Genomic DNA, 20,644 nt, shown 5'->3' with positions numbered 1-20,644 from the left:
GTGGAAAGCTCCTTCAAGTCCTTCAGAGATGGCGGCGTCGGGCTGCGACCTGGCGGTCGTACTCCTGCCGGGCCTCGACCGCCGACGGTCGGGTCGCGGTCTCGGCCACAGGAACATCCCACCACGCCTGGGCCTGCGGCGGGCCCGACACAGTGTCTGCCGTTTCGGTCTCGGTGTAGACACATGTGGGACGGTCTGCCGCACGGGCCTCGGCCATGGCTTCCCGCAGGTCACGTACGGTTTTGGCGCGAATAACTCGCATTCCCAGGGATGCCGCGTTGGCTCCGAGGTCAACGGGGAGTGGACTACCCGTGTAGCTGCCGGTGCCGGGGGCGCCGGCGTCCGGGGACTCCCGGTAGCGGTAGGCCGTGCCGAACCGCTCGGCACCGACCGCCTCGGACAGGCCCTCGATGGACGCATACCCGTGGTTCTGGAGGATCACTACCTTGATCGGGATGTTCTCCTGCACCGCTGTCACGATCTCGGTGGGGTTCATCAGATAGGTGCCGTCGCCGACCAGAGCCCAGACCGGCCGGCCCGGAGCCGCCATGGCCACACCGATCGCCGCGGGGATCTCGTATCCCATGCAGGAGTACCCGTACTCGACGTGGTACTGGTCGCTTGAACGGCTCCGCCAGAGCTTGTGCAGATCGCTGGGGAGCGAGCCCGCCGCGTTGATCACGATGTCGTCCTCGGTCACCAGGCTGTCGAGTACCCCGAGCACTTGAGGCTGGGTGGGGCGGACCTCCTCGTCGCGTGCTTCGTACGCGGCGTCGACACGCCGCTCCCAGCGTTCCTTGCCGCTGGTGTACTCCGTCTCGTAGCCGTGCTCCACACGGTGGCCGCGCAGGGCGGTGGTGAGCGCTTCGAGTCCGGTACGGGCGTCGGCCACCAGGGGGAGAGCGGCCAGCTTGTGGGCATCGAAGCCGGTGATATTGAGATTGACGAAGCGGACCCCGGGGCGGGTGAAGAGAGTCGAGGACGCGGTGGTGAAGTCGGAGTAGCGGGTGCCGGCGCCGATGACGAGGTCGGCGGACCGAGCCAGCTCGTCGGCGGTCGCGGTTCCCGTGTGCCCGATCCCACCGACGTCGGCGGGATGGTCGTGGCGCAGCGAGCCCTTGCCCGCCTGGGTGGAGGCGACGGGGATGCCGGTGGCTTCGGCCAAGTCCTTCAGCGCCTCCTCCGCTTCACTGTGGCGCACCCCGCCGCCCGCGATGATCAGGGGCCGGCGGGCGCCTGCGATGGCCCGGGCGGCCTCGGCCAGCGCCTCCGGGTCGGGCTGGGGGCGGCGTACCCGCCAGACGCGCTCGGCGAGGAACTCCTCCGGCCAGTCATACGCCTCGGCCTGCACGTCCTGCGGCAGTGCGAGGGTGACCGCACCTGTCTCGGCGGGGTCGGTGAGCACCCGCATGGCGGCGAGGGCGGCCGGGATGAGCGCCTCGGGCCGGGTGATCCGGTCGAAGTACCTCGATACGGGACGCAGGGTGTCGTTGACGGAGACGTCCCCCGCCTGGGGGACTTCCAGCTGCTGGAGCACAGGGTCGGCCGGGCGGGTCGCGAAGACGTCGCCAGGGAGCAGCAGCACGGGCAGCCTGTTGATGGTGGCGAGGGCCGCGCCGGTGACGAGGTTGGTGGCGCCGGGGCCGATGGAGGTCGTGACGGCCTGGGTGGAGAGCCGGGCGCACTGGCGGGCGTAGCCGACGGCCGCGTGGACCATGGCCTGCTCGCTGCGGCCCTGGTAGTACGGCATCTCAGGGCCGCTCTCCAGCAGGGCCTGACCGATCCCGGCCACGTTTCCATGGCCGAAGATGCCCCAGGTGGCACCGATCAGCCGGCGGCGGTGGCCGTCGCGCTCCGTGTACTGGCGGGCCAGGAAGGCGACCAGCGCCTGGGCGGTGGTCAGGCGGCGTGTGCCGGCGCGGGGCGTGATCGGTCCCGTGCTCATCGGTAACCCTCCGTGTGGTCGGGGTGGAAACAGATCCGCCATTCACGCTCCGGGCCCGGTCCCGCCATAACGTTCAGGTAGTACATGTCATGTCCCGGCGCGGCGATCGACGGACCGTGCCAGCCGTCCGGGACGAGCACGGCGTCGCCGCTGCGGACCTCGGCGAGCAGATCCGTTCCCCCCGGGCGCGACGGTGACACCCGCTGGTAGCCGAAGCCGTGCGGTCCCTCGATCTCGAAGTAGTAGATCTCCTCCAGTCTGGTCTCCTCTCCGGGCCGGTGCTCGTCGTGCTTGTGGGGCGGATACGACGACCAGTTGCCCCCCGGCGTGAGCACCTCGACGGCGATGAGGCGGTCGCACTCGAAGGAGTCGGCGGCGGCGAAGTTGTGCACTGTGCGGGCACAGCCGCCGGTGCCGCGGTGCTCGACGGGTACCTCCGGCGCCGGGCCGTAGCGGGCCAGGAGCCGACGCTCGCACTTCGCCCCTGCCAGGGCGAAGCGGCCACCCGCGCCGGAGGTGATCCGTGCGTGGACGTCACGCGGTACGTAGGCGAAGTCTGTGACGCCGGCGAACACGCTTTCCCTGCCCCGCAGTTCCATGGCCCGGTCCTCGACCTGCACCGCACAACCGCCACTGAGGGGGAGCACGATCCATTCGCTGTCCCCTGCGCCCAGCAGATGGGAACCGCCTGGGCTCAGCTCCAGAATCCGCAGGGCGGAGTAGCCCCATCCGGCCGACCTGGGATCGATGTCGAGCACATACGACCCCGCGGCGGCGGTCGCTGCCCGCACATGCCGGTCGGGGGGCGGTGAGTCGCCGGTGCCGCGCCCGGTCATGGCGCCGCCCGGAAGGACTGGCCGGACAATCCGCGCTGTGTCTGGTCCGCTGTGGGTGCGGGGCAGGGCTCCGGGTTCGGTGCGCGCCCTTCGAGCAGGGCTTCGACCTCGGGCGGATAGGGCATGGCGGAGGAGCAGGCGAGCCGGGAGGCGACGATCGCACCGGCCGCGTTGGCGAACCGCATGGTGTCCTCCAACTCCCATCCGGCCAGCAGTCCATGGACCATCGCGCCGCCGAACGCGTCACCCGCGCCGAGTCCGTTGACCACGTCAATCGGCACGGGTGGCACCTCGGCGGTGGTTCCGTCCCGGTGCAAGGCCAGTACACCCTTGGGGCCCTGCTTCACCACGGCCAGCTCGACCCCGGATTCGAGCAACGCGCGTGCCGCGGCGTATGGTTCGCGCTCTCCTGTGGCGATCTCACATTCACCGAGATTGCCGACAGCGACGGTCGCCCGCGCGAGGGCCTGTGCGTACAGAGCGCGCGCCTGGCCCGGATCGGTCCAGAACATGGGCCGCCAGTCGAGGTCGAAGACGGTGACGGCCTCGCCGGTCCCGGACTCCGCGCGATGCTCCAGCGCGGCGAGGGTGGCCGCCCTGCTGGGCTCGGCGCAGAGTCCGGTGCCCGTCATCCAGAAGACCCGTGCGCCGGCGATGGCGGCCAGGTCGAGTTCTCCGGCGCGCAGTTCAAGGTCCGGGGCCTTCGGCTGGCGATAGAAGTAGAGCGGAAAGTCGTCCGGGGGGAAGAGCTCGCAGAAGGTCACGGGCGTGGGCAGCCCGGGAACGGCTGTCACCCATCGGTCATCGACGCCGAACCCCCTGAGCGCTTCGTGTAGGTACACGCCGAAGGCGTCCTCCCCGGTACGGGTGATCACGGCCGTTTGGCGGCCGAGCCGTGCCGCCGCCACCGCCACATTCGTGGCGGAGCCGCCGAGGAACTTCCCGAAGGTCTCGACTTTCGCCAGCGGGACCCCCGCCTGCAGGGGGTAGATGTCCACTCCGATCCGGCCCATCGTGATCACGTCGTACGACTGAGGCGGCTGAGGCATAAGCATCCCTTCGGTCCACGCCGGCTGCACCCTGGTCTAATCCCCTCCTCAAGGGCTGTCAACATTTGTCCTTACATTCGGACGAAGTCTTGACACCTTTCCGAAACCGCCGGAAGGCTGACCGCCATGGCCTCCCCCTCTTCGCTCCACCGCATCCGGATCGGATCGGCCCCTGACTCCTGGGGGGTGTGGTTCCCCGACGACCCGCGGCAGGTGCCCTGGCAGCGTTTCCTCGACGAGGTGGCGCAGGCGGGCTACGAGTGGATCGAACTCGGCCCGTACGGCTATCTCCCGACCGACCCCGCCCGGCTCACCGAGGAGACCTCGTCCCGCGGGCTACGGGTCTCCGCGGGAACCGTCTTCACCGGGCTGCACCACGGACCGGCCGTGTGGGACGAGACCTGGGCCCATGTCGCAGGCGTCGCCGCGCTGACCCGGGCGATGGGCGCCGAGCACCTCGTGGTCATCCCTTCCTTCTGGCGCGACGACAAGACGGGTGAGGTATTGGAGGACCGGACGCTCACCGCCGAGCAGTGGCACCATCTCAGCTCCCAGACCGAGCGCCTGGGCCGAGAGGTCGGCGACCGATTCGGACTGCGCGTCGTGGTGCATCCGCACGCGGACACCCATATCGACAGTGAGAAGAACGTCAACCGCTTCCTGGACGCGACCGACCCCGACCTGGTCTCCCTCTGCCTGGACACCGGGCACTACGCCTACTGCGGCGGGGACAGCGTCAAGCTCATCGAGACCTACGGTGAGCGGATCGGCTACCTCCACCTCAAGCAGGTGGATCCTGCGATCCTCGCCGAAGTGATCGCCAACGAGGTGCCGTTCGGACCTGCCGTGGCACGGGGTGTGATGTGCGAACCGCCGTCCGGGGTGCCGGCGCTGGAGCCCGTGCTCGCCGCTGCCGGGCGACTGGGGGCCGAGCTGTTCGCCATTGTCGAGCAGGACATGTATCCCTGCCCGCCGGGCAGGCCCTTCCCTATCGCCGAACGCACCCGGCGTTTCCTCCGCTCCTGCGGAGCCTGACCCAGAGGAACCGGAGAGACGCCGACTCTCCATGCCTCACGACTCGCAACGCCCGCACCATTCACGGGACTCATGCGGATCGCACCACTGCGCGTCAACTGCCCGATGATGGCGACTTCGTCACATCAATAGGCGTCCCGTCACACATGTCTCCATTACGCGGGCCTTCCGTCACAGGCTCTCGACAGCCACTCCCCCTTGCTCCATGCGATTCGTTCATAGGGCACGGGCTCGTTGATCACCAGTGATCGGCGGTGTCCGCGTCGCAGTTCGTCCGACGGCTCCTGCCGCCACTGCGGCGCACGCAGGGAGGTGCCACACATGACGGACAACCGGCTCTGGTCCTACAAGGACATCGCCGCACACATCCGGGTGCAGCCGGACACGGTTCGCTCCTATCGCAAGCACGGGCTCCTCCCGCCCCCCGACCATGTCGAGGCGGGAAAGCCGTACTGGTACGCGGATACCATCCGCACCTGGGTGGCCAACCGCCCCGGCAACAGATCCCGCAGGGAGTGAACTCGCGCGCCACGGAATCCTGCCACCCAGGTGCCCGGCAGTGCCTAGCCCACCGGCGTACGGTCCCGGTCGCGGTCCCGGTCGTCGAGCTCCGCCTCCTCCGCGACTCCTTCCGCCCGCACGGGCGGATGGGGTATCTCGCCCTCGCTGATGCCGAACCTGCTGTAAAGAGCACGCAGTGGAGCCGGTGCCCACCACGTCGCACGGCCTGTCAGCTTCATCACCGAGGGAACGAGCAGACTGCGTACCACCGTCGCGTCCATCAGCACGGCCAGGGCGATTCCCAGGCCGAGCATCTTGGCGTTGGTCACCCGCGAGGCGCCGATCGCGACCATCACCACGGCGAGAATCACAGCAGCGGCGGTGATCAGTCCGCCTGTGCGGCGCAGACCGTAGGCCACCGCGTGCTCATGGTCTCCCGTGCGGTCGTACTCCTCCTTGATCCGCGAGAGCAGGAACACCCCGTAGTCCATGGAAAGGCCGAAGGCGACACAGAACATCAGCACGGGCAGGGTGGCCTCGATGTCACCGGTCGAGGTGAAGGCGAGCAGCCCGGACAGATGGCCTTCCTGGAAGATCCAGACCACTGCCCCGAACATCGCGGTGAGGCTCAGCCCGTTGAGGACGACCGCTTGGAGCGGGATCAGCACACTGCCCGTCAGCAGGAAGACCAGCAGCAGGGTGACGACGACGATGATGGCCGCCGCCCAGGGCAGCCGCTCTCCGATGGCGGCCTTGGAGTCGACCAGCATCGCAGCCGCCCCGGCAACCGAGGTCTCGAAGGGCGCGGGCTGTTCGCGCACCTCCCGCACCAGTCGCTGGGTCTCCTCGCCCACAGCCTTCTCCTCGGGCAGCACGGTGAAGGTCGCGTTCGTACCCGACACCAGCGGTCCGTCCACCCGAAGCACGCCGGGAAGCCCCTCGAGCCGGGTGCGGTACTCGGCGTACTGCGCCGGTGTGGCCGCTCCCTCGGCGAACACCTCAAGCCCGCCGCTGGGGCTGCCGGGGAACCCTTCCCGGATGTGCTCCTGCACCACGTGCGACTCCGCGCTCGGTGGCAGTTGGCGGTCGTCAGCGGGGCCGAACTTCACCCCCAGGAAGGGGAGTCCGAGGAGCACCAGGACGGCGGTGGTGAACACCGCGAACACCGGTGCCCTGCGCATCACCAGGGCGACCGCCCGGCCCCAGCGCGTGCCTTCGCCACTGTCCTCGAGTCCGGCGGCGGCCCGCGCACTCCCGCGCGACCGCATAAGCCTGCGCAGATCCAGCGCGTTCACCCGCTCGCCCAGCAACATCAGCGCGGCGGGCAGCAAAATCAGCGCCGCTGTTGCGGCCAGCAAGACCACTGCGATTCCGGCATACGCGAACGACCTGAGGAAGTACTGCGGGAAGACCAGCATCGCTGAGAGCGAAACGGCCACTGTCAGCGCGGAGAACAGGACCGTGCGACCAGCGGTGCGCAGGGTGATCCCCACCGCCTGGCGGGTGGCCGCCCCGGCCGCGAGCTCCTCCCGGAACCTGCGCACGATGAACAGGGCGTAGTCGATGGCGAGCCCGAGGCCCAGCGCCGTCGTCAGGTTCAGCGCGAACACCGAGACATCGGTGAAGGCGGTGAGACCGTTCAGGATCGCGTTCGTACCCAGGATCGCGACGACGCCGATCACAAGCGGCAGCATCGCCGCGACCGCGCTGCCGAACACCATGACGAGCAGCACCAGTGTCACCGGCAGGGCGATCATCTCGGCCCGCAGCAGGTCCTCCTGGATGATGGTCTGCATGTCGTGCATCACCGCGACCGGCCCGCCTATGGAGACCTCCACGGACCCGTGCGTGCCCCGGTAGCCGGGCGCGATGCGCTCCAGCACTTCTCCGGCCTCTTTCTCGTCGCCCTGGACCCGGGCGGCGATCAGCGCTTCCTGGCCGTCGTGGGATCGCAGCGAGGGCGACCCGCTCTGCCAGTACGAGCCGACGCCGGTGACGCCTTCCTCCGCGGAGAGCCGCTTCACCAGCCGGCTGGCCTCACCGGCCACGGCGGGATCGTCAACGCCCTTGCCTCCGCTGTCTACGAGCAGGAGCAGATTCGGCCGTGCGCCGGCGAACTCGCGGTCGAGCGCCTTGGCGGCGTAGCTCGACTGGGAGCCGGGGTCTTCCCAGCCGCCACTGCTCAGACGATCGGCGGCCCCGCTGCCCGCGAACACGGCGAGCGCCGTGACGACCAGCGCGAGCAGCAGTGACAGCCGTGGGCGCGCTGTGACGAGGCGTGTCCAGCGGCCAGGGCGCGGTCCGCTGTTGACTACAGACATGGTGCGGTGTCCCCTTCACCAAGACCGGTACGGTGCCGCAGGCACGCGGGCGGGCAGGCAGCACCGGTCGGCCATTGCCAATAGACTGGAAAACACGAGTCATCGCTCGTGTTTCACCAGAATGCGAGCGACCTCTCGTGTTTGTCAACCGTGATCGGAAAGCTGGGGATCGGTGATGCACATGCCGGACAAGCCCAAGGCGGGAAAGAAGGCGGCAAGCGGGCCATCGACCGGACCCGTGACGAAGTCGGCAGAGAAGTCGGCGACGCCGAAGGAGGCAGGGGAGCCGGCGGCACCGGAGGCGGCGGAGCAGCACGCCCGCAGCACGGCCGACTCCACCCAGCCGCGCCGCCGACAGGCCCGCGGCGAGCGCCGTATCGCCCAGCTGCTCAAAGCGGCGTCGGAGGTCTTCTGCCGCAACGGCTACACCGCGGCCAGCACCAACGCCATCGCCCGCGAAGCGGGGGTCTCACCCGGCACGCTGTACCAGTTCTTCCCGAACAAGGAAGCCATCGCCGTGGAGTTGGGCGGGCAACTACTGCACCGCTGGCGCGATTCCTACGGCACGGTGTTCGAGGAACTCGACACCACGCTGCCGCCGGAGCGCCTGCTGGACTCGTTCCTCGACCCGCTCATCGCGTTCAACTGCGAGAATCCGGCCTTCACGGTCCTTATGCACGGCTCCGAGATCCCGGGTCGGATCACCGAGGAGCACGACGCCGTGCACTCGGCGCTGCTCGTCCGAGTGGAGCAGATCCTCGGGGAACTGCACCCCTCATCCCCTCAGGACGTGCTGCACAGGACGGCGAACATGGCGTTCGCGGTGGTGAAGTCGGGACTGGAGCTGATCCTCGCCCACGAGGGGGCCGAACGCGACGGCTACATCACCGAACTGAAGAACCTCCTACTGCGGTATCTGACACCACTGCTCGAGGCCGAGGCCCTCGCGGCGACGCAGCGTCCGGACGCGCCCGGGTGAACGGGCACCCCGAGCAAGGGGCGGGCGAGCACGGATAAGCTCGCATTCATACCCCCTAGGGGTATAGTCTGAGGAGTGTGGGGATCGCCCCGGCATTCCCGGACTCCCCAGACGCACCACCCGCCCGTTGCACGACGTGTCCGCGAAGCGCGACACACCCTCGCAGAGGAGAACGCCATGACCGCCGAGACGACGACCGCGACCCCCGAGGCCACCGGCTCCTGCTGTTCCCCCGGCGGTTCGTGCCACGGCGGCGCCGAGGACGTCAGCCTGGGCGCGTACACAGCGGTCTACGAGGTGCGGGGTATGACCTGCGGCCACTGCGAAGGGGCGGTGTCGAGCGAGATCGCCGAACTCCCGGGCGTGGTCTCGGTGGCGGCGGTGGCAGCGACCGGAGAGGTCACCGTCGTCTCCGAAGCCCCGCTCGACGAGTCCGCGGTGCGCGCCGCGATCGACGAGGCGGGCTACGAACTCGTCAGCCAGGCCTGACCTGCCCCCACCCCTGCTTCCGGCCTGGTCGCACCGCACGTACCCAGTGCGGCCGGGCCCGCGTTTGGAGCATCAGCCACATGAGCAGAATCGCGACCGACTCGTCGGCAACGGACGCCCCCCGTATCGAACTCCTGATCGGCGGCATGACCTGCGCTTCCTGCGCGGCCCGGGTCGAGAAGAAGCTCAACCGCATGAGCGGCGTCACGGCGACGGTGAACTACGCGACGGAGAAGGCCCGTGTCTCCTACGGCGAGGACATCGAGGTGCCCGATCTGATCGCCGTGGTCGAGAGGACCGGCTACACGGCGACCCCCTTGGCCGCTCCACCCACCGCCGCACACCCGGCCACCGACGCCGCACCCATGAAGCCCGCCCCGGCCCCTTCGTCCGCGCCCGCGCCCGAAGCCGCCCCCGCGCCGGTGGCCACGCCCGAGCCCGAGCCTGGTTCCACCCACGCCACCGAAGCCCGGGATCAGGATCAGCCCGCGTCCGCTCACACCGCTCTGCGGCAGCGGCTGACCGTTTCCGCACTGCTCGCCGCGCCCGTCGTTCTCATGGGAATGATCCCCGCACTCCAGTTCGAGTACTGGCAGTGGCTCTCCCTCACCCTGGCCGCGCCGGTCGTGGTCTGGGGCGGGCTCCCCTTCCACCGCGCCGCCTGGACGAATCTCCGGCATGGCGCGGCCACGATGGACACCCTGGTCTCGCTCGGCACCCTGGCGGCCTTCGGCTGGTCGCTGTGGGCGCTGTTCTTCGGCCACGCCGGAATGCCCGGGATGCGCCACGGCTTCGAGTTCACCATCACCGCATCGGGGGCAGGTGCGGACAGCTCGTCAGCCATCTATCTCGAGGTCGCCGCAGGTGTGATCACCTTTCTGCTGCTCGGGCGCTATCTGGAGGCACGGGCGAAGCGGAAGGCCGGCTCCGCCCTGCGCGCCATGCTGGAGCTCGGCGCCAAGGACGTCGCCGTACTCAGAGACGGTGCGGAGGTGCGTATCCCGGCCGCACGGCTGGCCGTCGGCGACCTGTTCGTCGTACGCCCCGGAGAGAAGATCGCCACCGACGGCACCGTAGCCGAGGGCTCATCGGCCGTGGACGCCTCGATGCTGACAGGCGAGTCGGTACCGGTGGACGTAACCGTCGGGGACGACGTCACCGGTGCCACCGTCAACGCGGCGGGACGGCTCGTCGTTCGCGCCACCCGGGTCGGCGCCGACACCCAGCTGGCGCGGATGGCGCGGATGGTCGAGGACGCCCAGAACGGCAAGGCCGCGGTGCAGCGCCTCGCCGACCGGATCGCCGCCGTCTTCGTACCCGTCGTGCTGCTGATCGCCCTCGGCACGCTGGTGGTCTGGATGCTCACCACGAGCGATCCAGCCGCCGCCTTCACCGCGGCCGTCGCCGTCCTGATCATCGCCTGCCCCTGCGCCCTGGGGCTCGCCACCCCGACCGCGCTCATGGTGGGGACGGGCCGCGGCGCACAGCTCGGGATCCTCATCAAGGGGCCCGAGGTACTGGAATCGACCCATACGGTCGACACCGTCGTCCTCGACAAGACCGGGACGGTCACCACCGGCCGGATGCGCTTGCGTGACGTGCTCGTCACCGGAGCCGCCACCGAGGAGGAGCTGCTGCGGTACGCGGGAGCCTTGGAACACGCCTCGGAGCACCCCGTCGCACGCGCTATCGCGGCCGGTGCCGAGGAGCGGCTGGGCACCGCCGGGCTGCCGTCCTCCGAGGGGTTCGAGAACGTTCCCGGCCTTGGTGTGCGCGGCACGGTCGACGGCCGGGCGGTCCTGGTCGGACGGGCCCCGCTGCTTCGGGAAGCGGGCATCCAGCCCCCGGCCGAGCTGACCGGCGCCTCATCGGCGGGCACCGCTGTCGCCGTCGCCTGGGACGGCACCGCACGCGGGGTGCTGGTCGTCGCCGACGAGGTCAAGGCCACGAGCGCGGAGGCCGTGGCGAGGCTGCGGGCCCTGGGCCTGAAGCCGGTCCTTCTGACGGGTGACAACAGCACGGTCGCCAAGGCGGTCGCCGCCGAGGTCGGTATCGACGAGGTCTACGCAGAGGTGCTGCCGCAGGACAAGGTGGCCACCGTGCGGGGGCTCCAGGCCGCGGGCCGCAAGGTCGCCATGGTGGGAGACGGGGTGAACGACGCGCCCGCGCTTGCCGCCGCGGACCTCGGGCTGGCCATGGGCACCGGCACGGACGCCGCCATCGAGGCGGGCGATCTCACGCTCGTCAGGGGTGATCTCCTGGTCGCCGCCGACGCCATCCGGCTGTCCAGGCGCACCCTCGCCACCATCAAGGGGAACCTGTTCTGGGCCTTCGGCTACAACGTCGCGGCCCTGCCGCTGGCCGCCGCCGGACTGCTGAATCCCATGATCGCCGGATTCGCCATGGCCTTCTCATCCGTTTTCGTGGTCAGCAACAGCCTTCGTCTGCGATCCTTCACGTGATACACAGGACCTTCACAAAGAGATCCAGATCACAGATATTTGTGGGTAACCATTCGGGCTCTTCGCGAGTCTAAGTGGGCGATGCCAGAACGTCTTGGGGGACGTTCATGGGATGTCTTGGGGGACGTCCCAGGCAAGCGTTGGCCGGGGCACGTAGACCGGGGAGCTTTGAGCGGCCCTCCCGACATACGTACCCCGGCAGACCGCGCGAAGAGCTTCTGCTGAGCACCAACCAGCAGACGCCCGGCCCGGATCCCGTGGGGGGAATCCGCACCGGGGATATGGGAAGCGGGCCCCGGCCCCCCCCCCGGGGGGGTTGGGGGGGGGGGGGGGGTGTGGTGGACAAAGAACCCCCCGCGGGGGGGGTGAGCGCCTGGTGGGGCTGTTGGCCCCGCCGCGCGGCCCCGGCGGGGGGGGGGGCGGGGCGGCGCCCCGCTTCTTCGTTCCACTTCGCCGCCTCGTCGTCGGTTCTCCAGACGTCCGGCAGCGGGCGCGTGTCGCGTCAGCGAGCCTCCACCGGCACGAAGTCGCGGAGGACCTCACCTGTGTAGATCTGGCGGGGACGACCGATGCGGGAACCGGGCTCCTTGATCATCTCGTGCCACTGGGCGATCCAGCCGGGCAGTCGGCCGAGGGCGAAGAGCACGGTGAACATCTCAGTCGGGAATCCCATGGCCCGGTAGATAAGACCGGTGTAGAAGTCCACGTTCGGGTAGAGCTTGCGCTCGACGAAGTAGTCGTCGGAGAGGGCGTGCTCCTCGAGCTTGAGCGCGATGTCGAGCAGCTCGTCGGACTTGCCGAGAGCGGAGAGCACATCGTGGGCGGCAGCCTTGATGATCTTGGCCCGGGGGTCGAAGTTCTTGTAGACCCGGTGGCCGAAGCCCATCAGGCGGACGCCGTCCTCCTTGTTCTTCACCTTGCGGATGAAAGTGTCGACGTCGGCGCCGCCTGCCGCGATGCCTTCGAGCATCTCCAGCACCGACTGGTTGGCGCCGCCGTGCAGCGGGCCCCACAGGGCGGAGATACCGGCCGAGATCGAGGCGAACATGTTCGCCTGCGAGGAGCCGACGAGCCGCACGGTCGAGGTCGAGCAGTTCTGCTCGTGGTCCGCGTGCAGGATGAGCAGCTTGTCGAGGGCGGCGACCACGACCGGGTCGAGTTCATACTCCTGCGCCGGGACCGAGAAGGTCATCCGCAGGAAGTTCTCCACATACCCGAGGTCGTTGCGCGGGTAGACGAACGGGTGACCGATCGACTTCTTGTACGCGTACGCCGCGATCGTCGGCAGCTTGGCGAGCAGCCGGATCGTGGAGATGTTGCGCTGCTTCTCGTCGAACGGGTTGTGGCTGTCCTGGTAGAACGTCGACAGGGCGCTCACCACGGACGACAGCATCGCCATCGGGTGCGCGTCACGCGGGAAGCCGTCGAAGAACCGCTTGACGTCCTCATGCAGCAGGGTGTGCTGGGTGATCTCGCCCTGGAAGGATGCCAGCTCGTCGACCGTCGGAAGCTCGCCGTTGATCAGCAGGTAGGCCACCTCGAGGAAGGTGGAGTGCTCAGCGAGCTGCTCGATCGGGTAGCCGCGGTAGCGCAGGATGCCCTGCTCGCCGTCGAGGTAGGTGATCGCGGACTTGTAGGCGGCGGTATTGCCGTAACCGCTGTCCAGGGTCACCAGACCGGTCTGCGCCCGGAGCTTCCCGATGTCGAAGCCCTTGTCGCCGACAGTGCTGTCAACCACCGGGTAGGTGTACTCACCGTCCGCGTACCGCAGTACTACAGAGTTGTCGCTCACGTCATCCCTCACCGACGTAGTGCCTCTTCTTTGAGGTGCCCTGACTGTCTCTACCTTCCCCCATTCGGCAGAGGAGAGTGCACTCGGGGTCGGCCAATGGGCCGACTGGCGGCACTCAGTGCCGTCAACCTTCTCATCTTGCCCCCTTCACCTTGGTTCCGAAAGTCTCAGGCGATCTCTCGCAGGGACCTTTCACCCGTCAGTCGGTGATCAAGCGCGGTGAAGCGCCTGCCCGCGGAAACCGTGCGCACGGCCTGTCCTATGGCCTTGCGGGAGCCGACCAGCACCACGAGCTTCTTGGCCCGGGTCACAGCCGTGTACAGAAGGTTCCGCTGGAGCATCATCCAGGCGCTGGTGGTGACCGGAATCACGACCGCCGGATACTCGCTGCCCTGGGACCGGTGGATCGTGACCGCGTACGCGTGCGCGAGCTCGTCCAGCTCGTCGAAGTCGTAGGGCACCTCCTCGTCCTCGTCTGTGAGCACAGTCAGCCGCTGATCGACCAGGCTGAGCGACGTCACCACACCGACTGTCCCGTTGAAGACCCCGTTCTTCCCCTTCTCGTAATTGTTGCGAACCTGGGTGACCTTGTCGCCCACACGGAACACCCTGCCGCCGAACCGCTTCTCGTCCAGGTCCGGCCGGCCGGGTGTGATCGCCTGCTGCAACAATCCGTTGAGGACGCCGGCGCCCGCCGGCCCCCGGTGCATGGGGGCGAGCACCTGCACGTCACGCCGGGGGTCCAGACCGAACCGAGCGGGGACGCGCCGGGCCGCGACATCCACGGTGAGCCGCCCCACCTCCTCGGTGTCGTCCTCCACGAAAAGGAAGAAGTCGTCAAGGCCCTGGGTCAGGGGCGGCGCCCCTGAGTTGATGCGGTGGGCGTTGGTGACAACTCCTGACTGCTGTGCCTGCCGGAAGATCCGGGTCAGCCGGACGCTGGGCACCGGCCCCGTCTCGGCGAGCAGGTCCCTCAGCACTTCGCCGGCGCCCACGCTGGGCAACTGGTCCACGTCCCCCACAAGCAGCAGATGCGCGCCGGGTGCCACGGCCTTCGCCAGTTTGTTGGCGAGGAGCAGATCCAGCATGGAGGCCTCGTCGACGACCACCAGGTCGGCGTCGAGCGGCCGGTCGCGGTCATACGCCGCGTCGCCTCCCGGCTTCAGCTCCAGCAGCCGGTGCACGGTGGACGCGTCGGCTCCGGTCAGCTCCGAGAGGCGCTTCGCGGCACGCCCCGTGGGCGCGGCGAGCACCACCTTGGCCTTCTTCGCCCGCGCGAGCTCCACGATCGAGCGCACCGTGAAGGACTTGCCGCAGCCCGGCCCTCCGGTGAGGACCGCTACCTTGCGGGTGAGGGCGAGCTGCACGGCCTGTTGCTGCTCGGGCGCGAGCTCGGCGCCCGTACGGTCGGCAAGCCATGCCAGCGCCTTGTCCCAGGCGACGTCCTGGAACGCCGGCATCCTGTCGTCGTCCGCGCGCAGCAGCCGGAGAAGCTGGGCCGAGAGGGAGAGCTCGGCTCGGTGGAACGGCACCAGGTAGACAGCGGTGACCGGGTCGCCTCCCTCCGGGTCCGGGACCCGCTCGCGTACGACGCCTTCCTCTTCGGCCGCGAGCTCGGCAAGGCACTCGATGACCAGGCCGGTATCGACCTGGAGCAGTTTCACCGCGTCGGCGATGAGCCGTTCCTCGGGCAGGAAGCAGTGGCCCTGTTCGGTGGACTGCGACAGGGCGTACTGAAGACCGGCCTTGACCCGGTCGGGGCTGTCGTGGGGTATGCCGACCGCCTGGGCGATCCGGTCTGCGGTGAGGAAGCCGATGCCCCAGACATCCGCGGCGAGGCGGTACGGCTGGTTCCTCACCACGGAGATCGAGGCGTCGCCGTACTTCTTGTAGATACGCACGGCGATTGAGGTCGAGACACCCACACCCTGGAGGAAGACCATGACCTCCTTGATGGCCTTCTGCTCCTCCCAGGCGGCCCCGATCATCCGGGTCCGCTTGGGTCCCAGCCCGGGAACCTCGATGAGCTTCCCGGGCTCCTGCTCGATGATGTCGAGGGTGCCCGCGCCGAAGTGGTCGACGATGCGCTCGGCGATCTTCGGTCCGATTCCCTTGATCAACCCGCAACCGAGATAGCGGCGGATCCCCTGGATCGTGGCGGGGAGGACCGTGGTGTAGTTCTCCACACTGAACTGCTTGCCGTATTGGGGGTGGGAGCCCCAACGGCCTTCCATGCGCAGTGATTCACCTGGCTGTGCGCCGAGCAGTGAGCCGACCACCGTGAGGAGGTCACCACTGCCACGGCCGGTGTCGACACGGGCGACCGTGTACCCGCTCTCCTCGTTGGCGTAGGTGATCCGCTCGAGGACCCCTTCGACCACTGCCAGGTTGGACATGATCCGACGCTACCGTCCGGGTCGGACAGCGCGTACCGCCTGTGGACGAATCGGGGCTGCGCGGGCCTGCCCCGTGGTTTCCAGGTTGTACCGCGGCGCCGGAAACCGCGCCCGAAGGGCGAACAGCTCAAGGGGCCCGGTCATATGACCGGGCCCCGTTCACTCCCCCCATCGTCGGACTCCTCAGATCCCCCCAGATCCCCCCGGAGCCCTGACGACAACTACGACTCACGTCACGCCAGAAGGGTTGCACGATTGCGAGCTGTTATTTTTTCGGGATTAGCGCGGCTCGATCTCCCCGGAGGTATCGATGACGGTCACGCTGGTGGATGTGGCGGCCCGCGCCCGGGTATCCCCGGCGACCGTCTCCCGGGTCCTCAACGGCAACTACCCGGTGGCGGCGGCCACCCGGGAGCGGGTACTACGAGCCGTCGACGAGCTGGACTACGTTCTCAACGGTCCGGCCAGCTCGCTCGCCGCGGCCGCATCGGACCTGATCGGAATCCTCGTCGACGACATCGCCGATCCGTTCTTCGGGATCATCGCCGGAGCGGCGCAGACGTCGATCGGCGACGGAGTATCCGGGCGAGCAGGCGGGGGAAAGCTGGCGGTGGTCTGCAACACGGGCGGCTCGGCCGAGCGCGAGCTCACCTGTCTCACGCTGCTGCAACGGCAGCGCCCGGCGGCGGTGATCCTGGCCGGCGGAGCTCTGGAGGATCCGCGGCACATCGCCGCGACGACGGCGAAGCTGGCGAAACTCGCCGCCTGCGGTACGGCCGTGGTGCTGTGCGGGCGCCCGCCCCTGCCTGGCGGGCCCGCGGTGGCGACGCTCACCTTCGACCATCGCGGCGGAAGCAGGCGGCTCACCGAGCACCTGATCGCCCTGGGGCATCGCAGGATCGGCTACGTCGCGGGCCCGCCGGACCGGACCACGACACGGCAACGGCTCGAGGGACACCGGGCGGCCCTGGCCGGGGCGAGGATCGGAGGCAGCGAAGGAGCCGGGGGAGTCGAAGGGGTCGGAGCGGACCGGGAAGGCCTCACGGTGTACTGCACATACGAACGCGGCTCGGGCTACGAGGCCGCACGGGAGTTGCTGAGTCACGACCCTGGTCTCACCGCGATCGTGGCGGCCGACGACACGGTCGCCCTCGGGGTCTGCGCCGCTCTCCGCGAGAAGGGACTGCGTGTTCCGGAGGACGTGTCGGTGGCGGGCTTCGACGATCTGCCGTTCTCGGCGGACGCCGTACCGGCGCTGACGACGGTACGGCTGCCGCTGCACGAGGTGGGGAGGCGAGCGGGCCGGCTGGCCGTGGGCGCGGAGAGGCCACCGCCGGGCGGGGTCGAGACGATCGACGCCGTTCTGGTCCCACGGGCCTCGACGGCGCCGCCGCCACGGGTGCTGTGAGCGGACTCCGGGGGACGCGGGGCGACGGCTCCGGAGGTTATCCACAGGCCTTGTGCGGTGTCAGTGCCTGAACCTAGCTTTGACTCAGTCAAGGGAAAGGCCGGGCAGATCATGACCATTCAGGAGATCCGCGCGTTCAATCGCTTCTACACCAACCTCATCGGCGCTCTCGACTACAGCAAGCATCTGTACACGCCCTACACGTTGACCGAGTCGCGTGTGCTGTACGAGCTGGCGCACGCTCCCCGCACCGACGCCGCTGACCTGCGTCTGGAGCTCTCACTGGATGCCGGATACCTGAGTCGCCTCCTCGGCAGGTTCGAACGGGACGGCCTGGTCGAGCGGGGTCCCTCGGAACGGGATTCACGTCGGCAGCGCATCACGCTCACGGACCGGGGGCGCGAGGCGACCGCCCTGCTCGACGAGCGGTCGCGGGAGGCCGTCGGACGGCTGCTGTCCGGTGTGGCGGACGCCGACCGTCCACGGCTGACCGAGGCGATGCGCACACTGCGGGACATACTGTCCGGAACCCGCCCCCAGCAGGACCGCGATCAGGGCGAGCCTGTGCTGCGTGATCCGGTCCCGGGCGAGTTGGGCTGGATGGTGCAGCGCCACGGCGCGCTGTACGCGGCGGAGTTCGGGTGGAACACCGATTTCGAAGGTCTCGTCGCCCGGATAGTGGCGGACTTCGCCCAGGACCACGATCCGCATCTGGAGCGGGTGTGGATAGCCGAGCTGGACGGCCGGCCGGTCGGCTCGGTGATGTGTGTACGGGACGAAGCGCCGGCCACGGCGCGGCTGAGGCTACTGCTGGTCGAGCCGGATGCCCGGGGGCACGGTCTCGGGGACCGCCTGGTGGCCGCGGTCGTGGACTTCGCCCGCGAAGCCGGCTATCGCGACCTGGTGTTGTGGACCAACGATGTCCTTTCCGCGGCTCGCACGGTCTACCAGCGAGCGGGGTTCACGCTCGTCGCGGAGAAGCCCCACCGTTCCTACGGCACCGACCTCGTCGGCCAGGACTGGCGAATAGCCCTCCAGGAGGGGGCCACCCGATGAGGCTCACGGGACCGCCGCGTCGCTGATCGGCGGCCGACGGAAGCGTCCAGGACAGCAGCGGCCTCGAAGGGCCGGGCCCCATCCTGGCGCCGGATGTTCCAGTCGGCCGTCAGCCGCACCGTATCCGGTGAACGGGTCCCGGATGAGCGGGAGGCGGACCTTCCCGGGAACCTGCGGCGCACCGGCGTCGTCCAAATGCCGCGCCGCAGGCGGAGCCTGTGCTGGCTCCCCTTCGCAGAACGGTGTCGGCTCTCGCTGCTGGTCGCGATCGCCGACTCCCCTACCTGCCGTCTGCGGTCGGCGGCGCGGCTCGCCACCGGTGCCTCCCCTCCCTGGCACCGGTGGAGAGCCCATCGCCCGGCGTCGCCCGCGCGCCCTCCCGCACTCAGACGGTGACTGGCGGTTACTTTCCCTACTGGCATGGCTTCTTGGCAGATCCTTCGTGGAAGGAGCACCGATGCAGGACCGGACCACCCCCTCCAGCCTCTCCAGCCTCTCCAGACGAATCGTCCTCACCGCGACCGCGGTCGGCGCCTCGGCTCTCGCGCTCGCCCCGGCACCGTCTGCCGCCCGCTCCCGTAGCCGCCTTGAGTGGCTCATCTCGCGGATGAGCCTGGAGGAGAAGGTCGGCCAGCTCTTCGTGGCGCGGGTGTACGGGCGCTCCGCCACCGCACCCGACGAGGCCGACGCCGATGCCAACCTCCGGGAGCTAGGCGTCCGGAACGCCGCTGAGCTGATCCGGCGATACCACGTGGGCGGAGTCATCTACTTCGCGTGGGCACACAACACCGGGGATCCGCACCAGATCGCCGACCTCTCCCAGGGCATCCAGCGGGCGGCGCTCGGCAGGCCCACGCCCATCCCACTGCTGATCTCCACCGATCAGGAACACGGCGTCGTCGCCCGGGTCGGCACACCGGCGACGCTGATGCCGGGTGCGATGGCGCTGGGGGCAGGCGGTTCGGGTGCCGATGCCCGCGAGGCGGCACGGATCGCGGGGGTGGAGCTTGCGGCGATGGGTATCAACCACAACTACGCCCCGGTGGCTGACGTCAACGTCAACCCGGCCAACCCCGTCATCGGCGTCCGTTCCTTCGGCGCCGACCCAGGTGCCGTGGCCGGGCTGGTCGCCGCGCAGGTGAAGGGGTACCAGAGCGCCGGAATCGCCGCCACGGCCAAACACTTTCCGGGCCACGGCGACACCAAGAGCGACAGCCACCACGCCCTGCCCACCATCCGGCACACCCGTGGGCAGTGGGACGAGTCGGACGCGCCGCCGTTCCGGGCGGCGATCGCCGCAGGGGTCGATTCGATCATGACCGCGCATATCGTGGTCCCCTCGCTCGATCCGAGCGGGGATCCGGCGACGCTGTCCCATCCCATCGTCACCGGCATCCTGCGCGAACAGCTCGGCTACGACGGAGTCGTCGTCACTGATGCCCTCGACATGGCGGGTGTCCGACAGAACTACGGTGACGACCGCGTGCCCGTGCTCGCGCTCAAGGCTGGCTGCGACCAACTGCTCAATCCGCCGAAGCTGGACCTGGCCTGGAACGCGGTGCTCGGGGCTGTCAGAAGTGGTGAGCTGACCGAGCGGCGCATTGAGGAGTCGGTCATGCGCATCCTCCTCTTGAAGGCGAAACTGGGCTTGCTGCGGCGCAGTACGTTCACGTCCCGCCAGGAGGTGCTGCGCACGGTCGGGGCCAAAGCCCATCTCATGGCCGCCGACCGGATCGCCGGGCGGACCACCACCCTCCTGCTGAACGAAAGGGGACTGCTGCCGCTTTCCCGTCGCAGCCACCCTCGAGTGCTGGTGGCCGGCGCCGATCCGGCCTCGCCATCAGGGACGACGGCGCCGCCGACGTCCACACTCGCCAGAGCCTTCGCCGATCTGGGCTTCAAGGCCACCCCCCTGGCCACCGGCATCGCACCCACCGCCGCGAATGTGGAGGAGGCGGTGTCAGCGGCGGCCGGTATGGACGTGGTTGTCGTGGCGACATACAACATCGCGGCCGACAGCCCGCAACGCACGCTGGTGTCCCGGCTTGCCGCGACCGGTGTGCCCGTGGTCACCGTGGCCATCCGCAATCCCTATGACATCGCGCACTTGACCGGATCCGGTATCGCCGCCTCGCTGGCCGCGTACGGGTGGACCGATGTGGAACTGCGCGCCGCCGTGCGCGTGATGGCCGGGCAGGCTGAGGCCGTGGGCCGACTGCCGGTGCCGGTGCCGTGCGCGGAGGACTCGGCGCGGATGCTCTACCCGATCGGATTCGGGGTGGGGTATTGACGTTCGGTTGCCTGACGGAAATCTCCACCTGGAACCTGATGGAGACCTCCCGGCGGCGCCCGGCCGGGTATGTGGCACCTGGCCC

Annotated in this window: 14 protein-coding genes; 8 read left to right on the top strand and 6 right to left on the bottom strand. The window is 69.2% G+C overall.

What is annotated here, in order from left to right:
* Positions 1–22: 22 nt before the first annotated feature.
* The 3 genes from iolD to iolC are packed head-to-tail and all read right to left on the bottom strand — an operon-like array spanning position 23 to position 3,830.
* Positions 23–1,945: a 3D-(3,5/4)-trihydroxycyclohexane-1,2-dione acylhydrolase (decyclizing) gene (gene iolD / locus ACFWI9_RS18755; RefSeq protein WP_387163315.1), complete on the bottom strand. Its 1,923-nt coding sequence runs from the start codon at positions 1,943–1,945 to the stop codon at positions 23–25.
* Entirely contained in the window at positions 1,942–2,781 is an 840-nt protein-coding gene (gene iolB / locus ACFWI9_RS18750; RefSeq protein WP_387163313.1) for a 5-deoxy-glucuronate isomerase, read from the bottom strand. Before iolB ends, iolD begins: the two co-directional genes overlap by 4 nt.
* On the bottom strand, positions 2,778–3,830 hold the full coding sequence (gene iolC, locus ACFWI9_RS18745; RefSeq protein ID WP_387163311.1) for a 5-dehydro-2-deoxygluconokinase: 1,053 nt from the start codon (positions 3,828–3,830) through the stop codon (positions 2,778–2,780). The genes iolB and iolC overlap by 4 nt, the downstream gene beginning before the upstream one ends.
* Before the next feature lie 126 nt (positions 3,831–3,956).
* Between iolC and ACFWI9_RS18740 the strand changes: the two genes are divergently transcribed.
* The gene (locus ACFWI9_RS18740) at positions 3,957–4,865 is read left to right on the top strand and encodes a sugar phosphate isomerase/epimerase family protein (RefSeq protein WP_387163309.1); all 909 of its coding nucleotides are present in this window, start codon (positions 3,957–3,959) and stop codon (positions 4,863–4,865) included.
* 321 nt (positions 4,866–5,186) lie between these two features.
* On the top strand, positions 5,187–5,384 hold the full coding sequence (locus ACFWI9_RS18735; protein WP_387163307.1) for a helix-turn-helix transcriptional regulator: 198 nt from the start codon (positions 5,187–5,189) through the stop codon (positions 5,382–5,384).
* A 44-nt stretch (positions 5,385–5,428) separates the two neighbouring features.
* Here the strand turns inward: ACFWI9_RS18735 and ACFWI9_RS18730 are convergent, their stop codons facing one another.
* Positions 5,429–7,687 (bottom strand): MMPL family transporter, encoded by a 2,259-nt coding sequence (locus ACFWI9_RS18730; protein WP_387163305.1) that lies wholly within the window; start codon positions 7,685–7,687, stop codon positions 5,429–5,431.
* A gap of 181 nt (positions 7,688–7,868) precedes the next feature.
* On the opposite strand from ACFWI9_RS18730, the gene ACFWI9_RS18725 reads away from it, so the two are divergent.
* The 3 genes from ACFWI9_RS18725 (at position 7,869) to ACFWI9_RS18715 (ending at position 11,617) form a co-directional block, all read left to right on the top strand.
* Positions 7,869–8,666 (top strand): TetR/AcrR family transcriptional regulator, encoded by a 798-nt coding sequence (locus tag ACFWI9_RS18725; protein ID WP_387163302.1) that lies wholly within the window; start codon positions 7,869–7,871, stop codon positions 8,664–8,666.
* A 177-nt stretch (positions 8,667–8,843) separates the two neighbouring features.
* Complete coding sequence (locus ACFWI9_RS18720) at positions 8,844–9,155, top strand: heavy-metal-associated domain-containing protein (RefSeq protein ID WP_387163299.1); 312 nt, start codon at positions 8,844–8,846, stop codon at positions 9,153–9,155.
* A gap of 80 nt (positions 9,156–9,235) precedes the next feature.
* Positions 9,236–11,617 (top strand): heavy metal translocating P-type ATPase, encoded by a 2,382-nt coding sequence (locus tag ACFWI9_RS18715; protein ID WP_387163297.1) that lies wholly within the window; start codon positions 9,236–9,238, stop codon positions 11,615–11,617.
* A gap of 502 nt (positions 11,618–12,119) precedes the next feature.
* Here the strand turns inward: ACFWI9_RS18715 and ACFWI9_RS18710 are convergent.
* Together ACFWI9_RS18710 and ACFWI9_RS18705 are read right to left on the bottom strand one after the other, a co-directional pair.
* A complete protein-coding gene (locus ACFWI9_RS18710; RefSeq protein ID WP_387163295.1) occupies positions 12,120–13,409 on the bottom strand; it encodes a citrate synthase in 1,290 nt (429 codons plus the stop codon).
* 167 nt (positions 13,410–13,576) lie between these two features.
* On the bottom strand, positions 13,577–15,805 hold the full coding sequence (locus ACFWI9_RS18705) for an ATP-dependent RecD-like DNA helicase (RefSeq protein WP_387163292.1): 2,229 nt from the start codon (positions 15,803–15,805) through the stop codon (positions 13,577–13,579).
* 310 nt (positions 15,806–16,115) lie between these two features.
* Here ACFWI9_RS18705 and ACFWI9_RS18700 point away from each other — a divergent pair, with 310 nt between their 5' ends.
* The 3 genes from ACFWI9_RS18700 (at position 16,116) to ACFWI9_RS18690 (ending at position 20,559) form a co-directional block, all read left to right on the top strand.
* Complete coding sequence (locus ACFWI9_RS18700) at positions 16,116–17,213, top strand: LacI family DNA-binding transcriptional regulator (protein ID WP_387163290.1); 1,098 nt, start codon at positions 16,116–16,118, stop codon at positions 17,211–17,213.
* 111 nt (positions 17,214–17,324) lie between these two features.
* Positions 17,325–18,269, top strand: a complete 945-nt coding sequence (locus ACFWI9_RS18695; protein WP_387163288.1) for a GNAT family N-acetyltransferase — start codon at positions 17,325–17,327, stop codon at positions 18,267–18,269.
* A gap of 457 nt (positions 18,270–18,726) precedes the next feature.
* Positions 18,727–20,559: a glycoside hydrolase family 3 protein gene (locus ACFWI9_RS18690; protein WP_387163286.1), complete on the top strand. Its 1,833-nt coding sequence runs from the start codon at positions 18,727–18,729 to the stop codon at positions 20,557–20,559.
* Positions 20,560–20,644 lie beyond the last annotated feature (85 nt).

Origin of the sequence: Streptomyces sp. NPDC127084, assembly GCF_042724175.1 — a bacterium.
GTDB lineage: Bacteria > Actinomycetota > Actinomycetes > Streptomycetales > Streptomycetaceae > Streptomyces.
Note: the sequence above shows the minus strand (reverse complement) of the source record. Positions and strands in the feature narration are given on the sequence as shown.

Excerpts from the sequence above, each read along its gene's own strand:
- ACFWI9_RS18730 (WP_387163305.1), bottom strand. The coding sequence starts at position 7,687 with ATGTCTGTAGTCAACAGCGGACCGCGCCCTGGCCGCTGGACACGCCTC.
- ACFWI9_RS18690 (WP_387163286.1), top strand. The coding sequence starts at position 18,727 with ATGCAGGACCGGACCACCCCCTCCAGCCTCTCCAGCCTCTCCAGACGA.
- ACFWI9_RS18725 (WP_387163302.1), top strand. The coding sequence starts at position 7,869 with ATGCCGGACAAGCCCAAGGCGGGAAAGAAGGCGGCAAGCGGGCCATCG.
- iolD (WP_387163315.1), bottom strand. The coding sequence starts at position 1,945 with ATGAGCACGGGACCGATCACGCCCCGCGCCGGCACACGCCGCCTGACC.
- ACFWI9_RS18700 (WP_387163290.1), top strand. The coding sequence starts at position 16,116 with ATGACGGTCACGCTGGTGGATGTGGCGGCCCGCGCCCGGGTATCCCCG.
- ACFWI9_RS18705 (WP_387163292.1), bottom strand. The coding sequence starts at position 15,805 with ATGTCCAACCTGGCAGTGGTCGAAGGGGTCCTCGAGCGGATCACCTAC.
- iolC (WP_387163311.1), bottom strand. The coding sequence starts at position 3,830 with ATGCCTCAGCCGCCTCAGTCGTACGACGTGATCACGATGGGCCGGATC.
- iolB (WP_387163313.1), bottom strand. The coding sequence starts at position 2,781 with ATGACCGGGCGCGGCACCGGCGACTCACCGCCCCCCGACCGGCATGTG.
- ACFWI9_RS18735 (WP_387163307.1), top strand. The coding sequence starts at position 5,187 with ATGACGGACAACCGGCTCTGGTCCTACAAGGACATCGCCGCACACATC.
- ACFWI9_RS18715 (WP_387163297.1), top strand. The coding sequence starts at position 9,236 with ATGAGCAGAATCGCGACCGACTCGTCGGCAACGGACGCCCCCCGTATC.
- ACFWI9_RS18740 (WP_387163309.1), top strand. The coding sequence starts at position 3,957 with ATGGCCTCCCCCTCTTCGCTCCACCGCATCCGGATCGGATCGGCCCCT.
- ACFWI9_RS18720 (WP_387163299.1), top strand. The coding sequence starts at position 8,844 with ATGACCGCCGAGACGACGACCGCGACCCCCGAGGCCACCGGCTCCTGC.
- ACFWI9_RS18695 (WP_387163288.1), top strand. The coding sequence starts at position 17,325 with ATGACCATTCAGGAGATCCGCGCGTTCAATCGCTTCTACACCAACCTC.